Source organism: Cryobacterium inferilacus, assembly GCF_019599185.1.
Taxonomy (GTDB): Bacteria; Actinomycetota; Actinomycetes; order Actinomycetales; family Microbacteriaceae; genus Cryobacterium; species Cryobacterium inferilacus.
Window position 1 is genome coordinate 74089 of sequence record NZ_JAIEUL010000005.1, and the last position, 16738, is coordinate 90826.

A 16738-nucleotide genomic window follows, 5' to 3' on the forward strand; every position below is an offset into this window, starting at 1 on the left:
CGAACCGATGAGTACCGAGCGCCCCTTCAGCCTGCGGGGAGTCGCCCTGGCCGCGTTCCTGCCCACTCTGCTGTTCTCGATCGGCGAGGGCGCGATGATTCCCCTCATCCCGCTGGTGGCCGACAGCCTCGGCGCCTCCCTCGCCCTGGCCGGCTTCATCGCGGCCATGGTCATGGTCGGTGAACTCGTCGGCGACATCCCCAGCGGTGCCGTGGTGTCGCGCATCGGCGAACGCAACTCCATGATCGGCGCCTCGCTGCTGGCGATCATCGCCGTCCTGGTCTGCATCGTCGCGCCCAACCCGATCGTCCTCACGGTGGGCATCTTCCTGATCGGCCTGGCCACGGCCATCTTCGCGCTGGCTCGGCACGCCTTCATGACCAGTTATGTGCCCGTCGCCTACCGCGCCAGGGCCCTGTCCACGCTCGGCGGGGTCTTCCGGGCCGGCTGGTTCGTCGGCCCGTTCCTCGCGGCCGGCGTCATCCACCTCACCGGCAGCACCACCGCCGTCTTCTGGGTCTTCATCGTCTGCTGCGTCGCGGCGGCCCTGGTGCTGATGCTGCTGCCAGACCCGACCGTCACCTTCGCCGCGAAGACCCGGGTTGCCGCGGTGCCCGCCGCCGGCCTGTTCGCGACGATCTGGACCTACCGTGGCGTGCTGCTGCGCCTGGGCACCGGCGCCGGCCTGGTGGGCGCGATGCGGGCCACCCGCACGGTCATGCTGCCGCTCTGGGCGGTGAGTATCGGCATCAATGAGCCGGACACCGCGCTCATCATCGGCATCGCCGGCGGTATCGATTTCGCGCTCTTCTACGCCAGCGGCCAGATCATGGACCGGTTCGGCCGCATGTGGACCGCGATCCCCTCGATGATCGGCCTGGGCGTCGGGATGCTCGCACTCGCGTTCACCCACGACCTGCCAGACAACGTGGGCTGGTTCATCGCCGTGGCCATGTTCCTGTCCCTGGCCAACGGCATCGGCAGCGGTCTGCTGATGACCCTGGGCGCCGACCTGGCGCCGGTCACCGGCCCCGCCCCGTTCCTGGGTGCCTGGCGGTTCACGGCGGACTTCGGCAGCGCCGCCGCTCCCCTGGCCGTCGCGGGCATGATCGCGGCGTTGTCGCTGTCGGTCGCCAGCGGTGTCATGGGCGTGGTCGGATTGATCGGCGCCGGTGTTCTCTGGCGTTACATCCCCCGGTACGCGCCGCGCCATCCCCGGATCACCCCGAGAGAAAGATAGCCACCATGCCCCTGAACGGTGAGTACGTGCCCAGCCCCGAGAAGTGGGTCCGCGACCAGGTCGAGCTGTACGAGTCGTCCGGCGGAACCAGGGGCACCACCCTGCGCGGCATGCCCGTCATCGTGCTGACCACACTCGGCGCCAAGTCCGGCAAGATCCGCAAGGCTCCGCTCATGCGGGTCGAGCACGACGGCCGTTACGCCGCGGTGGCCTCTCTCGGCGGCAGCCCGAAGAACCCGGTCTGGTACGCCAATGTGCTCGCGCATCCGTTGGTCGAGGTGCAGGATGGCCCGGTCAGGCAGGATATGGTCGCTCGCGAGCTCACCGGAGACGAAAAGGCCATCTGGTGGGAGCGCGCCGTCGCCGCGTACCCGCCGTACGCCGACTATCAGGTCAAGACCGACCGGGTGATCCCGGTATTCCTGCTCGAGCCCGTCACCGAGACGCCGCACTCCTGATGGCCAGGGTCACCACGCGCGGCCCGCAGCTCGACCCCATCGTGCTGGACAACCTGGTTGACTCTGACGGCGCCCTGATCGGGCGCGGTGACGACCGTGAAGCCGAACGGTACAGCCGGGTCGATTTCTCCAGCCGGGACTTCACCGGAACGGGGTTCACCGAGTGCGAATTGAACGCCGTGGACCTGAACACCACGGTGCTGCGCGGCAGCACCTGGGCGGAGTGCGTGGCCACCGAACTGCACGCCGCAGTGTTCAGCGCACCCCGGTCGGCCTGGCGTGACGTGCGCATCGAGCACTCCAGGCTCGGTTCGGTGGAGATGTACGAGTCGACCATGCGCAGCGTGCAGATCGACGGCTCGAAGCTGGACTTCGTGAACCTGCGGGGCGCCACCCTCACCGACGTGCTGCTCAGCAACTGCATCATCGACGAACTGGACCTCTCCAGCGCCGTCGTGCAGCGGCTGGAACTGCGCGACTGCCGGATCGGCACGCTCGACGTCGCCGGCGCCCGGCTCGCCGATGTGGATCTGCGCTCGAGCGACTTCTCGGCGATCCACAGCCTGACGGGCCTGAAGGGCGCCACCATCGACGATGCCCAGCTCGCGCTGCTCGCTCCGTTGCTCGCCGCGCAGCTGGGCATCATCGTTCGGTAACCGTCAGCGGTGAATGACGGTCAGGGAGTGGTCAGAGCCACTTCTCCGCGAGGTGCTCGGCCACGACCCGGCGGATGGTGCCGGTGCGCCCCCGCAGCACGATGGATTCGGTGCGGATCTTCGGGCCCATCTTGCGCACGCCGCCGACCAGCTGGCCGTCGGTGACGCCGGTGGCGACGAAATAGGTGTTGTCGCTGGTGACGAGGTCGTTCACCCCCAGGATCTGGTTCAGGTCGTGGCCGGCGTCGATGGCCCGCTGGGCCTCGTCGTCGTCCCTGGGGTGCAGCTTCGCCTGGATGAACCCGCCGAGGGCCTTGAGCGCACAGGCCGTGATGATGCCCTCGGGTGTTCCACCGATACCCACACACATGTCGATGCGGGTCTCCGTGATCGCCGCGTTGATTCCACCGGCCACGTCGCCGTCCAGCATCAGTCGGGTGCCGGCGCCCGCGGCGCGCACCTCTTCGATCAGGCCGGCGTGCCGGGGCCGGTCGAGGATCGCGACGGTCATGTCGGACACGTCCTTGCCCTTGGCCTTGGCCAGCGCACGGATGTTCTCGCCGATCGGCTGGCGGAGGTCCACGACGCCGTGTCCCTCCCAGCCGGTGACGATCTTGTCCATGTAGAACACCGCGCTGGGGTCGTACATGCTGCCCCGGTCGGCGACGGCGATCATGCTCAGCGCGTTCTGCCGGCCGTTGGCCGTGAGCGAGGTGCCGTCGATCGGGTCGACCGCGATGTCGCAGGCCGGGCCGCGGCCGCTGCCGACGTGTTCACCGTTGAACAGCATCGGGGCGTCGTCTTTCTCGCCCTCGCCGATCACGACGACACCGTCGAAATCGACCGTGCCGAGGAACTTGCGCATGGCGTCGACGGCCGCGGCGTCTGCGGCGTTCTTGTCGCCGCGACCGATGAAGGGCACGGCACGGATGGCGGCGGCCTCCGTGGCCCGCACCAGCTCCATGCCCAGGCTGCGATCGGGGTGGAGGTAGAGGGAATCGTGTTCGGTAGTCACTGTGTGTTGGTGTCCTTCGAGATCGTATGTGGGTTGCTGAGGGACTGAGCCGGAAGCCTTCTCCGGTACGGGCACAGCTTACCCAGCACCGATCCTCCGGGACCTTGTACCCTCTGCCCTCGCTACACTTGAGGGACAACCCCGCTCGATTTCGAGGAGAAGCAATGCCCATAGCAACCCCAGACCAATACGCCGAAATGCTGAACAAGGCCAAGTCGAAGGGGTTCGCGTACCCCGCATTCAATGTTTCCTCCTCGCAGTCGATCAACGCCGTGCTCCAGGGCCTGACCGAAGCCGGCTCCGACGGCATCCTCCAGGTGACCACGGGCGGCGCGGACTACTTCGCCGGTCACACCGTCAAGAACCGTGCCGCGGGTGCCCTCGCGTTCGCCAAGTTCGCGCACGCCGTCGCTGACAACTACCCCGTCACCATTGCGCTGCACACCGACCACTGCCCCAAGGGCGCGCTGGACGACTTCGTCCTGCCCCTGATCTCGGCCTCAGAGACCGCTGTGGCCGACGGCTTCAACCCGATCTTCCAGTCGCACATGTGGGACGGTTCGGCCATCCCGCTCGACGAGAACCTCGAGATCGCCAAGGGCATCATCGCTCGCACGAAGGCGATCAACGCCATCCTCGAGGTCGAGATCGGCGCCGTCGGCGGCGAAGAAGACGGCGTTGAGGGCGACATCAACGACAACCTCTACACGACCTTCGACGACACCGTCAAGATGATCGAGGCCCTCGGCCTCGGCGAGCAGGGCCGTTACATGGCCGCGCTCACCTTCGGCAACGTGCACGGCGTCTACAAGCCCGGCAACGTCAAGCTGCGCCCGGAGCTCCTCGCGGAGATCCAGGCCAGCGTCGCCGCCAAGTACGGCACCAGCGCCCTGCCGCTCGACCTCGTCTTCCACGGCGGTTCGGGTTCGACCGACGCCGAGATCGCCGAGGCCGTCAAGAACGGTGTCGTCAAGATGAACGTCGACACCGACACCCAGTACGCCTTCACGCGTGCCATCGCCGACTACATGCTGAAGAACTACGACGGCGTGCTCAAGGTCGACGGTGAAGTGGGCAACAAGAAGCTCTACGACCCGCGCGCCTGGGGCAAGGTCGCCGAGTCGGCCATGGCCGCTCGCGTCGCTCAGGCCACCCGCCAGCTCGGCTCAGCCGGCCACTCCAACAGCTAGCGGATGACGATGGCAGAGAACTCCTCGGACCAGGATCGGGCGGCCGCAACGCCGCCGGTCGACCACCGCCCCCAGCCTCGTTACGGCGAGCTGGCTCCGGAGGGCTGGACCTGGACCCCGCCGCAGGACGCCAACGCGCCAGCGGACTCTGCCACCGTCACCCCCGCACCCGCTGCACAGACGTGGGGATCGGCCGAACGACCGGTCCCCACGCCCGCGGCCGGCACCCGGGCGCCCGCTCCGGGCTGGGACCGGCCCGTCACCATCAGCCTGCTCGTGTTCGGGCTGCTCGGGGCCTTCTTCACCATCTCCATGCTCGGCACACTGACCGAGTCGCTGCAGATGATCTACACGCAGGCCGGCCTCGGTGACTACACCGCCGCCGACTCCGTCGCCACGATCGTCACGGTCGGCAGCGTCGGTCAGGGCGTTCTCTGGCTGGCCACGGCCGCCATCTCCATCCTGCTGCTGCTGCGACGCCGCCGGGCGTTCTACGTTCCGCTCATCGGCGGCGTCATCGCCTTCGTGATCCTCGTGGCCGCCATGGCCGCCGTTCTCGCCGGCGACGCGGCCCTGCTGGACTACTTCAGCCAGCCCTAACCGGCTCGGGCCCTACTCGGGCCCCGCCTTACTCGGGGCGGCTGACCCGCCCACCGATGGCGCGCGCATCCGTCTTGCCCTGCAGGTCCTTGCGCAGCTCCTTGGGCAGGGAGAAGAGCAGGTCTTCCTCCGCCGTCTTGATCTGTTCCACGTCGCCGTAGCCGGCACCGGCCAGGTCGCGCAGCAACTCCTCCACGAGTTCCTCCGGCACGGACGCGCCACTGGTCACACCGACGGTGTTGACCCCGTCGAGCCATTCCTGCTTCACTTCGCTGGCATAGTCCACCCGATAGGCGGCCTTGGCACCGTACTCCAGTGCCACCTCGACGAGGCGCACCGAGTTGGACGAGTTCGCCGAACCGACCACGATCACGAGATCGGAATCGCGAGCGACCTTCTTGATCGCGACCTGGCGGTTCTGGGTGGCGTAGCAGATGTCGTCACTGGGCGGGTCCTGCAGGTTCGGGAAGCGCGTACGAAGGCGACGGACCGTCTCCATCGTCTCGTCCACGCTCAGCGTGGTCTGGCTCAGCCAGACCACCTTGTTGGGGTCGCGCACGGTGATGGTGTCTGCCTCGTCGGGGCTGCCCACCAGGGTGGTGTGCTCCGGCGCCTCTCCGGCGGTTCCCTCGACCTCTTCGTGACCTTCGTGACCGATCAGAAGGATTTCGAAGTCGTCACGGGCGAAGCGCACGGCCTCGCGGTGCACCTTGGTGACCAGCGGGCAGGTGGCGTCGATGGCCGACAGGCCGCGCGCGGCGGCGGCGTTCACGACGGCAGGGGACACACCGTGGGCGCTGAAGACGATGTGCGAACCGGTGGGAACCTCGTCCACTTCCTCGACGAAGATGGCACCCTTCTTCTCGAGTTCGCTCACCACGTGGGTGTTGTGCACGATCTGCTTGCGCACGTACACCGGGGCGCCGTACAGCTCGAGGGCCTTCTCCACGGCGATGACCGCGCGGTCGACGCCGGCGCAGTAGCCGCGGGGTGCTGCGAGCAGCACCTTTTTCAGCCCATCCACCGGGGTATCCTTGAGCCTGTTGCGCAAGCTCGGAATTCTGGGCATGCCAAGGCCGATCACGGGCGATTCTGTACTGGTACTCACCCGACCAGTCTAAGCGGGCGCGTCTGTATAGAGCACTCAGGAACGGAGCGACATGAACGCCGTCACGATGCCCGCCGCGGGTGATGCCCCGCCCACCGTCGACTCACCCTGGCCGGTGGGGGTGCTCTCCAACAAGATCCGCGGCTACATCGAACGGCTCGGCACCGCCTGGGTCGAGGGTGAGATCGTGCAGTGGGGCGCCAGCGGCGGCAACGTCTACGGCAAGCTCAAGGACCTCACCATCGACGCCACGGTGAGCTTCACGGTCTGGTCGTCGGTCAAGGCCCGCCTCACCGGCGACTTCAAGCAGGGCGACCGGGTGATCGCCCTCGTCAAGCCCAACTATTGGGTCAAGGGCGGCACCCTCACCATGCAGGTCTTCGAACTGCGGCACGTGGGTCTGGGCGACCTGCTCGAACGGCTCGAACGCCTGCGCGCCCAGTTGAGCGCCGAGGGCCTCTTCGACGCCTCCCGCAAACGCGCCCTGCCGTTCCTCCCCCACCGCATCGGCCTGGTCACCGGCAAAGACTCCGACGCCGAGAAAGACGTGCTGCGCAACGCCCAGCTGCGCTGGCCGGCCGTGGACTTCAGCGTGGTGCACGCCGCCGTGCAGGGCGACCGCATGGTGGGCGAGGTGACCGCGGCCATCCAACGACTGGATGCCGACCCCAGCGTCGACGTCATCATCGTGGCCCGTGGCGGCGGAGACTTCCAGAACCTGCTCGGCTTCAGCGACGAGGGCTTGATCCGCGCCGTCGCCGCCTGCACCACCCCGGTGGTGAGCGCCATCGGTCATGAGGCCGACCGGCCGCTGCTTGACGACGTCGCCGACCTACGCGCCTCCACCCCCACCGACGCGGCCAAGCGGGTGGTGCCGGATGTCTCCGACGAACTCAACCGGGTACAGCAGGCCAGGGCGCGGCTGAGCAGCCGGCTCACCGGCATCCTCTCTCACGAGGTCGACCGGCTCAGCCAGCTCCGCAGCCGGCCCGTGCTCAGCGGCTCGGACTGGATCATCGACAGCCGGTCACAGGACCTCACCCGGTACGTCGCCCGCGGCGCCGAGCTTCTGCAGCGCACCCTCGAACGGGCCGGGTCGACGGTCGTCGAACTCCGTTCCCAGCTGCGCGCCCTCTCCCCCCAGGGCACCCTGGACCGGGGCTACGCGATCGTGCAACTGCCGGACGGCCACGTGCTCCGCTCCGCCGACCAGGCGCCGGCCGGCACCGACCTGCTCATCACCGTCGGCGTCGGCACCGTGCCCGCTGTGTCGACGCTGGATTCGTCGAAATAGAATGGACCACATGACTTCGCCCGCCACCACCCCCTCTCCGGTCGACGACCTCAGCTACGAGCAGGCCAGGGATGAACTGATCCGCGTCGTCTCGGTGCTCGAACAGGGCGCATCCACTCTCGAAGAGTCCCTGGCGCTCTGGGAACGCGGCGAGGCCCTCGCCACCCGCTGCGAGGAATGGCTGATCGGCGCGAAGGCGCGCCTGGACGCTGCCCGCGGCGCGGCCACCGCGGAATGAGCCGGCAGCCTCGGCCCCTGCGGGTCGTCGCGGAGCTCGGCCGACCGGAGACCGCCGACGAGCGCGCCACCCGTCTGGCCACCAACTCGCGCAACTACCGCTCCCGCAAGACCATCAACAACCTGGTCTTCTCGCTGCTGGCGACCCTGGGCGCCGCCATCGTGCTCGTGCTCCTCGTGCCCCGCAGCGACACCCCGCTCACCCGCCTGGTCGACTTCAACGCCGTCGCCGAACAGGCCCAGCCCGGTATCGACGTTCCCCTGGCCGCCCCGATCCTGCCGGACGGCTGGGGCGCGAACGTCGCCGAGTGGCGTGCGGGCGGCGGCGATGGCGTGTCCAGCTGGTACATCGGCCTGCTCACCCCAGAGGACGAGTTCATCGGCCTCACCCAGGCGGTCGACGCGAATCCCACCTGGATCTCCGAACAATTGGACGATGTGACCGCGGCCGACACCATCACCATCGAGGGTGTCGAGTGGGACGTGTACCGTAATCCGGCACCGGCAGATGAGCGCGGCAACTTCGACGCCGCCCTCGTCACCGAGGCCGGTGACAGCAGCTACCTGCTCATCGGCACGGCGCCGGACGAGGAATTCGCCGTCCTCGCGGGCGCCCTCGCCGAGCAGATCAGCACCGAATCGACCAGTACCGACCAGTCCAGCACCGAACAGGATGGATCCACCCCATGACGGACAGCCCCACCCCCGCCCAGGTCTGGAGCGAACTCGCCAGCGGCAACGAGCGGTTTGTGGCCGGGGAACCCCAGCATCCGCGTCAGGACGTCGACCGTCGTGCCGAGACGGCGTTCGTGCAGACCCCCTCGGCCGCCCTGTTCGGCTGCAGTGACTCCAGGCTCGCCGCCGAGATCATCTTCGACAAGGGCCTCGGCGACCTGTTCGTGGTGCGCAACGCCGGCCAGGTCATCTCCGACTCCGTGCTCGGCTCCCTCGAGTACGCCGTCGCGGTGCTCAAGGTGAAGCTCATTCTGGTGCTCGGCCATGACCGCTGCGGCGCCGTGCAGGCCGCCATCGACTCGCAGGCGCCGGATGCTCTTCCCCTGCCCCCGCACATCAACGGCATCATCGAGAAGATCGTGCCGGCCGTGCGACGGGTCGGCGGCCCGACGACCGAGCCGCTCGACCCTGACCTGGTGGACGCATCCGCGGTGGGGCGGGAACACCTGCGCGACACCGTCGCTGAGCTCGTGCAGCGCTCCGAGATGATCAGCGACGCCATCGCAGAAGGTACATTGGCTATCGTCGGCGCGAACTACCGACTCCTCGAGGGCCGCGCCGATCCAGACATCGTCGTCGGCGTCGTGTAGGCGCTCACTCGCCTCCCGCCGACAACTGCTCACAGAATCGAAAGGTATGACACACCGTGGTGGACATTTCAACTGACACAGGCTCGACCAACACAGACTTCCGGATCGAACACGACACCATGGGCGAGGTCCGGGTTCCCGCGAACGCGCTCTACGGCGCACAGACCCAGCGGGCCGTCGAGAACTTCCCCATCTCCGGCTCCGTGCTCGAGTCCGCGCAGATCGCGGCGCTGGCCCGGATCAAGAAGTCCGCCGCCCTGGCCAACGCCCGACTGGGCGTGCTGGACGCCACCATCGCCGACGCCATCGCCGCCGCCGCCGACGAGGTCATCACGGGCCGGCACGACTCCGAGTTCCCGGTCGACGTCTACCAGACCGGCAGCGGCACGTCGTCGAACATGAACATGAACGAGGTGCTCGCCACCCTCGCCACCCGGCGCCTGGGCAGCCCCGTGCACCCCAACGACCACGTCAACGCCTCGCAGTCCTCCAACGACGTCTTCCCCACCTCGGTGCACATCGCCGTCACCAGCGCGCTCATCGACGACCTCATCCCGGCCCTCGACCACCTCGCTGTGGCATTCGAGACCAAGGCCGAACTGTGGGCGACCGCCGTCAAGGCCGGCCGCACCCACCTGATGGATGCCACACCGGTCACCCTCGGCCAGGAGTTCGGCGGCTACGCCCGCCAGATGCGCCTCGGCATCGAGCGGGTGCGCACCGCGCTCCCCCGGGTGTCAGAGGTGCCGCTCGGCGGCACCGCCGTCGGCACCGGCATCAACACTCCCGCCGGGTTCCCGCAGCTGGTCATCGAGCTGCTCTGCGACGAGACCGAACTGCCCATCACCGAGGCCGTCGACCACTTCGAAGCGCAGGCCAACCGGGACGGCCTCGTCGACGCCTCCGGCGCCCTCCGCACCATCGCCGTCGGCCTCACCAAGATCTGCAACGACCTGCGCTGGATGGGCTCTGGGCCCAACACCGGCATCGGTGAGCTCAGCATCCCCGACCTGCAGCCCGGCTCGTCGATCATGCCCGGCAAGGTCAACCCCGTCATCCCCGAGGCCGTGCTCATGGTCTGCTCCCGGGTGATCGGCAACGACGCCACCATCGCCTGGTCCGGCGCCTCCGGCGCGTTCGAGCTCAACGTGGCCATCCCGGTGATGGGCACCGCCCTGCTCGAGTCGATCCGGTTGCTCACCAACGGTGCCCGTGTGTTGGCCGACAAGACCGTCGACGGCCTCGAGGCCAACCTCGACCGTGCCCGCGCCCTGGCCGAGTCGTCGCCGTCGATCGTCACCCCGCTCAACCGGGTGATCGGCTACGAGGCAGCGGCCAAGGTCGCCAAGCACTCCGTGGCCCAGGGCCTTACCGTGCGCGAGGCCGTCATCGACCTCGGCTTCGTCGAGCGCGGCGAGGTCACCCTCGAGCAGCTCGACACCGCCCTCGACGTGCTGAGCATGACCCGGCCGCCGCAGGCGTAGTCGCTGGCGTAGTCGCTGGTCGAGCCTGTCGAGACCTGGTTACCGGGTCTCTAGGTCTCGACAAGCTCGACCAGCGAAGCTCAAGCTCGACCAACGGGGTCGTCAGGCCAGCTCGTTGCCCTCCAGCATCTCGGTGACCAGGGCGGCGATCGCACTCCGCTCCGAGCGGGTGAGGGTCATGTGCGCGAACAGCGGATGCCCCTTGAGCGTTTCGATCACGCTCGCGACCCCGTCGAAGCGGCCCACCCGCAGGTTGTCGCGCTGGGCGACGTCGTGGGTGAGCACCACCCGGGAGTTCTGCCCGATCCGGCTGAGTACCGTGAGCAGCACGTTCCGCTCCAGCGACTGCGCCTCATCGACGATCACGAAGGCGTCGTGCAGACTGCGCCCACGGATGTGGGTGAGCGGCAGCACCTCGAGGATGCCGCGTTCGACCACCTCTTCGAGAACGTTCTCGCTCACCAGCGCTCCGAGGGTGTCGAACACCGCCTGCCCCCACGGCCCCATCTTTTCCTGCGCGTCGCCTGGCAGGTACCCGAGCTCCTGGCCGCCGACGGCGTAGAGCGGGCGGAACACCATGATCTTGCGGTGCTGCTGACGCTCGAGCACGGCCTCCAGTCCCGCGCAGAGGGCGAGCGCCGACTTCCCCGTCCCCGCTCGACCTCCCAACGACAGGATGCCGATTTCCGGGTCGAGGAGGAGGTCGATGGCCAGGCGCTGCTCGGCCGAACGCCCGTGCAGGCCGAACAGGTCCCGGTCGCCGCGCACCAGCCGCAGCTCGCCTCTGCCGGTGACCCGACCCAGTGCCGAGCCGCGGTCGGAGTGGATCACCAGGCCCGTGTTGACCGGCATGTCCTGCACCAGCCGGGTCTGCAGGGACTCCTTGTCGTAGAGGTCGTTCACCTGCTCGGCACTCAGGGTGATCTCGTCCATGCCGGTCCAGCCGGAGTCCACCGCCAGTTCGTGCCGGTATTCGTCGGCGGCCAGGCCGATCGACGCCGCCTTCACCCGCAACGGCAGGTCCTTGGAGACCACGGTGACCGCGAGGCCGTCGTTGGCCAGGTTCATCGCCACCGCCAGGATGCGCGAGTCGTTGTCGCCCAGCTGCAGGCCGGAGGGCAGCACCGACATGTTCGAGTGGTTCAACTCGACCCGCAGGCTGCCGCCCTCCCCCACCGGGATGGCGAAGTCGAGCCTCTCGTGTGTCACCCGCAGTTCGTCGAGGTAACGCAGCGCCTGCCGGGCGAAATAGCCGATCTCCGGATCGTTGCGCTTGGACTCGAGTTCGGTGATCACCACCACGGGGAGAACCACTGAGTGCTCGGCGAAACGGAAGATCGCCTTCGGATCGGAGAGGAGAACCGAGGTGTCAAGCACGAAGGTTCGCTCGGTTTGGTCGACCCCTGACATCTGGCGTTCGTCGTTCAGGTAGTCGGTTCGATTAGCGGTCACAACCACTCCCACCCCGCACCCGAGGATGCGGATCTGTTGGCGAGCGACCACACGCTGTTTTCTCGAGCCGTACTTATGTGGCCGTCTCGATCAGGTGCCGTACCTGATGAGTCGAAGGTACGTCGACAGGCTGGGAATTGGAAAAGCGACACGCCCAACGTCACGAGACGTTAACGTTGGCGCTCGGGCCACAGGCAGCGGCGGGTCAGTAGGCGGCGAAGGCGGCGCGCAGCATGTCCACGGTCTCCTCGCTCAGCCGGGCATGCGTGCTCAGCCGCACGGTGCCGCCCCGGCTGGTGGCGGTGACGCCGTGGTTGTGCAGGGCAGCACCCAACGCCGTGAGGCGCTCGGCGGCCGGCTCGAGCACCACCAGGCCCGCGCGTTCGCGGGCGTCCCTGGGCGAGCGCACCGGGATGCCGAACTCATCGGCCAGGTCGATCAACCGGTCGGCATTGGCGGCGACGGCCGCCTCGATCGCGGCCACGCCCACGGTGGCGATCTCCTCGAGCCCGGCGGCGAACCTGGCCTGCGCCAGGCCGTCGCCGTTGGATACCGCGAAGGCGGACGCCGCGCGCACCGGCGGCGGCACGTCGTCCCACGGTTCGGTCTGGCCGGTGCCCGTGAAGCCGCTCATCACCGGGGTGAGCCGGTCCACGGCGCGGTCGCTCAGGGCGAGGAACCCGGTGCCCCAGCCCGACCTGGCCCATTTCTGGCCGCCGGAGGCGATGACATCGGCCGCGCCGTACGCGGCGTCGACAACGCCGAAACCCTGGATCGCGTCGACGATGAGCAGTCGGTCGCCGATGACCTGACGGATGCCGTCCAGGTCGACCCTGAACCCGGTGCGGGAGTCGACCAGACTGACGGCCACTGCCACGGTCGAGTCGGTGAGCTGGTCGCGCACCTGGCCCGGCGTGACCTGCCCCGCGGTGTCAGAAGTGCCGGAGGAGTCCAGCCAGAGCGGAACGGCGACGTGCAGGGCCTCCGCAGCGCGAGCGGCCGCGAACGGCACACTGGGGAAGTCGGCCGGCGAGAGCAGCACGTCGCCGGTGAGGCCGAACATGGCGTGCATCAGGCCCATGCTGGTGTTCGGCTGCGCGACCACCTGGTCGTCGCGGAAACCGGTCACGGCGGCGACGGCGCGGCGCATCCGCGGGTCGTGTTCGCCGAAGTGGTCGAGGCTGCCGAACCTGGCTCTGGTGAGCACGTCGGTCTGACCGAGCGCTTCGGCGGCGACGGCCAGGGAGAGCGGGCCGATCCGGCCGTAGTCGAGGTAGCCGGGATCTTCGGTGAAACCGTTCAGGTAGGCGTCCCAGGGAGCGGCAGGTCTCATCCGCCGAACCGGCGGTGCCGCTTGGCGTAGTCACGCAGTGCGCGCAGGAAGTCGACCTGACGGAGGTCGGGTCCGAGGGCCTCGACGAAGTAGAACTCGCTGTGCGCGCTCTGCCAGAGCATGAAGTCGCTGAGACGCTGCTCCCCCGAGGTGCGAATCACGAGGTCGGGGTCCGGCTGGCCGCCGGTGTACAGGTGCTGTCCGATCAGCTCTGGCGTGAGCGTTTCGGCGAGGTCCTCCAGGGAGCCGCCGTGGGCGTGGTGGGTGGAGACGATGCTGCGCATGGCGTCGGTGATCTCGGTGCGGCCGCCGTAGCCGACGGCGAGATTCACGTGCAGCCCGGTCTTGCCCGCCGTGCGCTCCTGGGCGGCACCCAGGGCACCCTCGAGGGGGCCGGGGAGGCACTCCTTCGAGCCGACCTGCTGCACCCGCCAGTCGCGGTAGTGGGAGAGGTCCTCCGCGAGGTCGGCGATGATCTCGAACAGGGCGCTGAGTTCCTCGCTGGGCCGCTGGGTGAGGTTGTCGGCGGAGAGCAGGTAGAGGGTGACCACCGAGATGCCCAGGTCGTCGCACCACTCCAGGAACTCGCGCATCTTCGCGGCCCCAGCGCGGTGGCCGTGTGCGGCGGAATCGTAGCCGAGCTGCCTGGCCCAGCGGCGGTTGCCGTCGATGATCATGGCCACGTGCCGAGGGAGGACGGCTGCGGTCAGCCCGCGGCGCAGCCGACGCTGGTAGACCCGATAGAGGAGTCCGCGTCCGAGGGTCAGTTGCCGCATCTGCACACAGTTACGCTAGCCCAATCCGGCCCGCGTTCGCGCCGCACCGCCCGCGGGGCTGCCGTATCCTGTCAGCATGGCGCTTCCTGACAGCACTGCCCCTGACAGCACCGCCCCGGACAGCACTGCCCCGAACAGCGCTGCCCCGGCGGACGACATCCCGAACCTCCCCCTGCTCGACGACGAGATCGAACATCCGGTGGCAGAGAAGCCGACCTGGCGCGGCTGGATCCACGCCGGCACCTTCCCGATCACGATCGTCGCCGGCATCATCCTGCTCCTCGCCGCCGACGGCCCGGCCGCCAGGTGGAGTTCGGCGGTGTTCGTGGCCAGTTCCATGCTCCTGTTCGGCAACTCCGCGCTGTACCACCGGTTCAACTGGCAGCCGCGCACCCGGATGCTGCTCAAGCGGATCGACCACGCGAACATCTTCCTGCTGATCGCGGGCTCATACACCCCGATCACGGTCCTGGCGCTGCCACCGGAGAAGGCCGTACTGCTGCTCAGCCTGGTCTGGGGCGGGGCCATCCTCGGCATCGCCTTCCGGGTGTTCTGGATCAACGCGCCACGCTGGCTGTACGTGCCGCTCTACCTGGCCCTCGGCTGGGGCGCCCTGATGTTCATCGTCGACTTCTTCCAGGCCGACGCCCTGATGATGACCCTGATCATGGTCGGCGGGCTCTGCTACTCGGTCGGCGCCGTTGTCTACGGGCTGAAGCGGCCCAACCCGATCCCAGGCGTGTTCGGCTTCCACGAGATCTTCCACGCGCTGACCGTCGTGGCGTTCCTCTGCCACTGGGTCGCGATCCTGATCATCGCGACCAACCCGCTCTACCCCTAAGGAGCTACTCCTGGGGCGGGTCGTTCTTCTGAGCCGCCAGCGCGTCGCGCTCGGCGACCTCGGCCTGCAACCGTTCCTGCATCTCGGCCCGGTAGTTGGTGCGGCGGATGCGCCTGGCCAGGTCCATCCCCAGCAGCAGGGTGACCGCGGCGACGAAGAAGATCGCGAAGAAGCCCCAGGGGCCGGGGGTCACGGTGTCCGGGTCGAACTCCGGCGGTGGGGTGTTGGACAGGATGTACCCGACCGTGGGGTTCAGCAGCACGGCGTCGACCAGCACGCTCATGCGCTGGCCTCGTCGATGACACCGGAGAAGAGATCGGATTCGGGCATGTCACTGTCAACTTTCGATTCGACGAGCTGGAAGTCCTCGTAGGGCCAGGCCTTCCGCACCATGTCATTGGGCCAGAAGAAGAAACTGCTCGTGGGTGAGACCTGGCTGGCGTGGGACTTGAGGGCCTCATCGCGCACGTCGAGGAAGTCACCGATCGGCACGTGCGTGGTGGCGAGCTTGGGGTATTCGCTCATCCGCTCCCTGGCGGTGGCGAGGGGTTCGAGCAGATCGGAGTCCGGCTCGGTGACGCTGAGCTCGAGGTACATCGCGTCCATGCGTTCGAGATTGAAGATGCGGTCGTAGTACAGCTTGTCGATCTGCCAGACCGGGCCGGCATCCGGGTAGCGCTCGGCGTCGGCCGCGGCGGCGAACGCCTCGACGGACACCTGGTGGCACCGGATGTGGTCGGGGTGCGGGTACCCGCCGTTCTCGTCGTAGGTGATCAGAACCTGCGGCCGGAACTCCCGGATGATGCGAACCAGGGGTTCGGCCGAGTATTCCAGCGGAACGTCGGCGAAGGAGTTCTTCGGTACCCCGCCGTCGTCCTGCATGCCGGAATCCTGGTAGCCCAACCAGCGGTGTTGCACGCCGAGCGCCTGCTGCGCCGCCTTCATCTCGAGGCGGCGAAGGCCGCTGAGGTCGCGGTGGGCCATGGGCACGTTCTCGACCTCCTCGTTGAGGATGCTGCCGCGTTCGCCGCCCGTGCAACTGACGATCATGACCTCGGCACCGATGCTCCGGTAGTACGCGTATGTTGCCGCGCCCTTGCTCGACTCGTCGTCGGGATGGGCGTGCACTGCCAAGAGCCGCAGCGTCATGAAACTCCTCAGAAATGCCAGCTAACCTTGGGTCAAGCCTAAACTAGAACCGAAAAGTGCGGAGTCTTCAGTGCCCGAGAGCAGCAACCTCGACGATCGCTATGGGCGAACCCCCAGCAGCACCCGGCGCGACCGCCGGCTGCGCTGGATCGTCGCCGGCGTCTTCGCCGTCGTGCTCACCGGCTGGGTGGTCTGGGCGGGCCTTGACGGCGCCGGCCCGTCGATCGAAGCGCGCGACACCCGGCACCAGATCATCGACGACAACAGCATCAGCGTCACCTTCGAGGTGTCCCTACCGACGGGCACGGCGTCCAGCTGTGCCGTGCAGGCGCTCAACGAGACCTTCACCGTGGTGGGCTGGAAAGTCATCGACCTGCCCCCGAGCGAGCTCTACACCCGCTCGCTGACCGAGGTTGTGCACACCACTGAGCTGAGCAACACCGGATTGATTTACCGCTGTTGGTTGACCTAGACTGATGTATTCGCCCTGGCAGTCGTCGGGGCGTCAGTTGTATCTCAGCTGCATCCGGCCTCAGGCCGTCTCAGCGACGAACGGCCGCTCCCTGCGGCACCATCGGCG

At 68.1% G+C, this 16738-nt stretch carries 19 protein-coding genes; 12 read left to right on the forward strand and 7 right to left on the reverse strand.

The genetic code is table 11. From position 1 onward, the window contains the following. Positions 1-7 precede the first annotated feature (7 nt). From K2F54_RS06430 to K2F54_RS06440, 3 genes are read left to right on the forward strand one after another with little or no spacing between them, the layout of a single operon-like run. A complete protein-coding gene (locus K2F54_RS06430) occupies positions 8-1240 on the forward strand; it encodes an MFS transporter (RefSeq protein WP_220605033.1) in 1233 nt (410 codons plus the stop codon). 5 nt (positions 1241-1245) lie between these two features. Then, the gene (locus K2F54_RS06435; RefSeq protein WP_220605034.1) at positions 1246-1698 is read left to right on the forward strand and encodes a nitroreductase family deazaflavin-dependent oxidoreductase; all 453 of its coding nucleotides are present in this window, start codon (positions 1246-1248) and stop codon (positions 1696-1698) included. Beyond that, complete coding sequence (locus K2F54_RS06440; protein WP_220605035.1) at positions 1698-2354, forward strand: pentapeptide repeat-containing protein; 657 nt, start codon at positions 1698-1700, stop codon at positions 2352-2354. Before K2F54_RS06435 ends, K2F54_RS06440 begins: the two co-directional genes overlap by 1 nt. A gap of 31 nt (positions 2355-2385) precedes the next feature. Here K2F54_RS06440 and glpX read toward each other — a convergent pair whose 3' ends face one another. Next, positions 2386-3318, reverse strand: a complete 933-nt coding sequence (glpX, locus tag K2F54_RS06445) for a class II fructose-bisphosphatase (RefSeq protein WP_220605152.1) — start codon at positions 3316-3318, stop codon at positions 2386-2388. Positions 3319-3533: 215 nt separating this feature from the next. Between glpX and fbaA the strand changes: the two genes are divergently transcribed. Both fbaA and K2F54_RS06455 read left to right on the forward strand, forming a co-directional pair. After that, complete coding sequence (gene fbaA / locus K2F54_RS06450) at positions 3534-4559, forward strand: class II fructose-bisphosphate aldolase (RefSeq protein ID WP_220605036.1); 1026 nt, start codon at positions 3534-3536, stop codon at positions 4557-4559. A 3-nt stretch (positions 4560-4562) separates the two neighbouring features. Beyond that, positions 4563-5159 carry a DUF6264 family protein gene (locus tag K2F54_RS06455; RefSeq protein WP_220605037.1) on the forward strand — a complete coding sequence of 199 codons (597 nt, stop codon included), beginning with the start codon at positions 4563-4565 and terminating at the stop codon, positions 5157-5159. Positions 5160-5187: 28 nt separating this feature from the next. Here K2F54_RS06455 and K2F54_RS06460 read toward each other — a convergent pair whose 3' ends face one another. Continuing rightward, a complete protein-coding gene (locus K2F54_RS06460; RefSeq protein WP_220605153.1) occupies positions 5188-6228 on the reverse strand; it encodes a 4-hydroxy-3-methylbut-2-enyl diphosphate reductase in 1041 nt (346 codons plus the stop codon). 91 nt (positions 6229-6319) lie between these two features. Here K2F54_RS06460 and xseA point away from each other — a divergent pair, with 91 nt between their 5' ends. From xseA to K2F54_RS06485, 5 genes are read left to right on the forward strand one after another with little or no spacing between them, the layout of a single operon-like run. Further along, on the forward strand, positions 6320-7561 hold the full coding sequence (xseA, locus tag K2F54_RS06465) for an exodeoxyribonuclease VII large subunit (protein ID WP_255576784.1): 1242 nt from the start codon (positions 6320-6322) through the stop codon (positions 7559-7561). 10 nt (positions 7562-7571) lie between these two features. Continuing rightward, the gene (locus K2F54_RS06470; protein WP_374107271.1) at positions 7572-7799 is read left to right on the forward strand and encodes an exodeoxyribonuclease VII small subunit; all 228 of its coding nucleotides are present in this window, start codon (positions 7572-7574) and stop codon (positions 7797-7799) included. Further along, positions 7796-8488: a DUF4245 domain-containing protein gene (locus K2F54_RS06475; protein ID WP_220605039.1), complete on the forward strand. Its 693-nt coding sequence runs from the start codon at positions 7796-7798 to the stop codon at positions 8486-8488. The genes K2F54_RS06470 and K2F54_RS06475 overlap by 4 nt, the downstream gene beginning before the upstream one ends. After that, positions 8485-9123 carry a carbonic anhydrase gene (locus K2F54_RS06480; RefSeq protein WP_220605040.1) on the forward strand — a complete coding sequence of 213 codons (639 nt, stop codon included), beginning with the start codon at positions 8485-8487 and terminating at the stop codon, positions 9121-9123. Before K2F54_RS06475 ends, K2F54_RS06480 begins: the two co-directional genes overlap by 4 nt. A gap of 56 nt (positions 9124-9179) precedes the next feature. Beyond that, entirely contained in the window at positions 9180-10607 is a 1428-nt protein-coding gene (locus tag K2F54_RS06485; RefSeq protein WP_220605041.1) for a class II fumarate hydratase, read from the forward strand. 102 nt (positions 10608-10709) lie between these two features. Here the strand turns inward: K2F54_RS06485 and phoH2 are convergent, their stop codons facing one another. The 3 genes from phoH2 to K2F54_RS06500 form a co-directional block, all read right to left on the reverse strand. Then, positions 10710-12017, reverse strand: a complete 1308-nt coding sequence (gene phoH2 / locus K2F54_RS06490) for an RNA 5'-3' helicase PhoH2 (protein ID WP_220605155.1) — start codon at positions 12015-12017, stop codon at positions 10710-10712. Between the two features lie 247 nt (positions 12018-12264). Then, the gene (locus K2F54_RS06495; protein WP_220605042.1) at positions 12265-13392 is read right to left on the reverse strand and encodes an aminotransferase class V-fold PLP-dependent enzyme; all 1128 of its coding nucleotides are present in this window, start codon (positions 13390-13392) and stop codon (positions 12265-12267) included. Then, positions 13389-14168: an isoprenyl transferase gene (locus K2F54_RS06500; RefSeq protein WP_220605043.1), complete on the reverse strand. Its 780-nt coding sequence runs from the start codon at positions 14166-14168 to the stop codon at positions 13389-13391. The genes K2F54_RS06495 and K2F54_RS06500 overlap by 4 nt, the downstream gene beginning before the upstream one ends. A gap of 76 nt (positions 14169-14244) precedes the next feature. Between K2F54_RS06500 and trhA the strand changes: the two genes are divergently transcribed. Beyond that, positions 14245-15009 carry a PAQR family membrane homeostasis protein TrhA gene (trhA, locus tag K2F54_RS06505; protein WP_220605044.1) on the forward strand — a complete coding sequence of 255 codons (765 nt, stop codon included), beginning with the start codon at positions 14245-14247 and terminating at the stop codon, positions 15007-15009. Positions 15010-15013: 4 nt separating this feature from the next. On the opposite strand, the gene K2F54_RS06510 is transcribed toward trhA, so the two are convergent. Then, the gene (locus K2F54_RS06510; RefSeq protein WP_220605045.1) at positions 15014-15292 is read right to left on the reverse strand and encodes a hypothetical protein; all 279 of its coding nucleotides are present in this window, start codon (positions 15290-15292) and stop codon (positions 15014-15016) included. Continuing rightward, complete coding sequence (gene mca / locus K2F54_RS06515) at positions 15289-16158, reverse strand: mycothiol conjugate amidase Mca (RefSeq protein ID WP_220605046.1); 870 nt, start codon at positions 16156-16158, stop codon at positions 15289-15291. Before mca ends, K2F54_RS06510 begins: the two co-directional genes overlap by 4 nt. A gap of 70 nt (positions 16159-16228) precedes the next feature. Between mca and K2F54_RS06520 the strand changes: the two genes are divergently transcribed. After that, complete coding sequence (locus K2F54_RS06520) at positions 16229-16630, forward strand: DUF4307 domain-containing protein (protein ID WP_220605047.1); 402 nt, start codon at positions 16229-16231, stop codon at positions 16628-16630. Positions 16631-16738: the final 108 nt, after the last annotated feature.

What these genes read in the sequence shown, in the direction of transcription:
- mca (WP_220605046.1), bottom strand. Translation starts at nt 16,158, where the DNA reads ATGACGCTGCGGCTCTTGGCAGTGCACGCCCATCCCGACGACGAGTCG.
- K2F54_RS06455 (WP_220605037.1), top strand. Translation starts at nt 4,563, where the DNA reads ATGACGATGGCAGAGAACTCCTCGGACCAGGATCGGGCGGCCGCAACG.
- K2F54_RS06470 (WP_374107271.1), top strand. Translation starts at nt 7,572, where the DNA reads ATGACTTCGCCCGCCACCACCCCCTCTCCGGTCGACGACCTCAGCTAC.
- glpX (WP_220605152.1), bottom strand. Translation starts at nt 3,318, where the DNA reads ATGGAGCTGGTGCGGGCCACGGAGGCCGCCGCCATCCGTGCCGTGCCC.
- phoH2 (WP_220605155.1), bottom strand. Translation starts at nt 12,017, where the DNA reads ATGTCAGGGGTCGACCAAACCGAGCGAACCTTCGTGCTTGACACCTCG.
- K2F54_RS06440 (WP_220605035.1), top strand. Translation starts at nt 1,698, where the DNA reads ATGGCCAGGGTCACCACGCGCGGCCCGCAGCTCGACCCCATCGTGCTG.
- K2F54_RS06495 (WP_220605042.1), bottom strand. Translation starts at nt 13,392, where the DNA reads ATGAGACCTGCCGCTCCCTGGGACGCCTACCTGAACGGTTTCACCGAA.
- K2F54_RS06435 (WP_220605034.1), top strand. Translation starts at nt 1,246, where the DNA reads ATGCCCCTGAACGGTGAGTACGTGCCCAGCCCCGAGAAGTGGGTCCGC.
- fbaA (WP_220605036.1), top strand. Translation starts at nt 3,534, where the DNA reads ATGCCCATAGCAACCCCAGACCAATACGCCGAAATGCTGAACAAGGCC.
- xseA (WP_255576784.1), top strand. Translation starts at nt 6,320, where the DNA reads ATGAACGCCGTCACGATGCCCGCCGCGGGTGATGCCCCGCCCACCGTC.
- K2F54_RS06430 (WP_220605033.1), top strand. Translation starts at nt 8, where the DNA reads ATGAGTACCGAGCGCCCCTTCAGCCTGCGGGGAGTCGCCCTGGCCGCG.
- trhA (WP_220605044.1), top strand. Translation starts at nt 14,245, where the DNA reads ATGGCGCTTCCTGACAGCACTGCCCCTGACAGCACCGCCCCGGACAGC.
- K2F54_RS06480 (WP_220605040.1), top strand. Translation starts at nt 8,485, where the DNA reads ATGACGGACAGCCCCACCCCCGCCCAGGTCTGGAGCGAACTCGCCAGC.
- K2F54_RS06500 (WP_220605043.1), bottom strand. Translation starts at nt 14,168, where the DNA reads ATGCGGCAACTGACCCTCGGACGCGGACTCCTCTATCGGGTCTACCAG.
- K2F54_RS06460 (WP_220605153.1), bottom strand. Translation starts at nt 6,228, where the DNA reads ATGCCCAGAATTCCGAGCTTGCGCAACAGGCTCAAGGATACCCCGGTG.
- K2F54_RS06510 (WP_220605045.1), bottom strand. Translation starts at nt 15,292, where the DNA reads ATGAGCGTGCTGGTCGACGCCGTGCTGCTGAACCCCACGGTCGGGTAC.
- K2F54_RS06475 (WP_220605039.1), top strand. Translation starts at nt 7,796, where the DNA reads ATGAGCCGGCAGCCTCGGCCCCTGCGGGTCGTCGCGGAGCTCGGCCGA.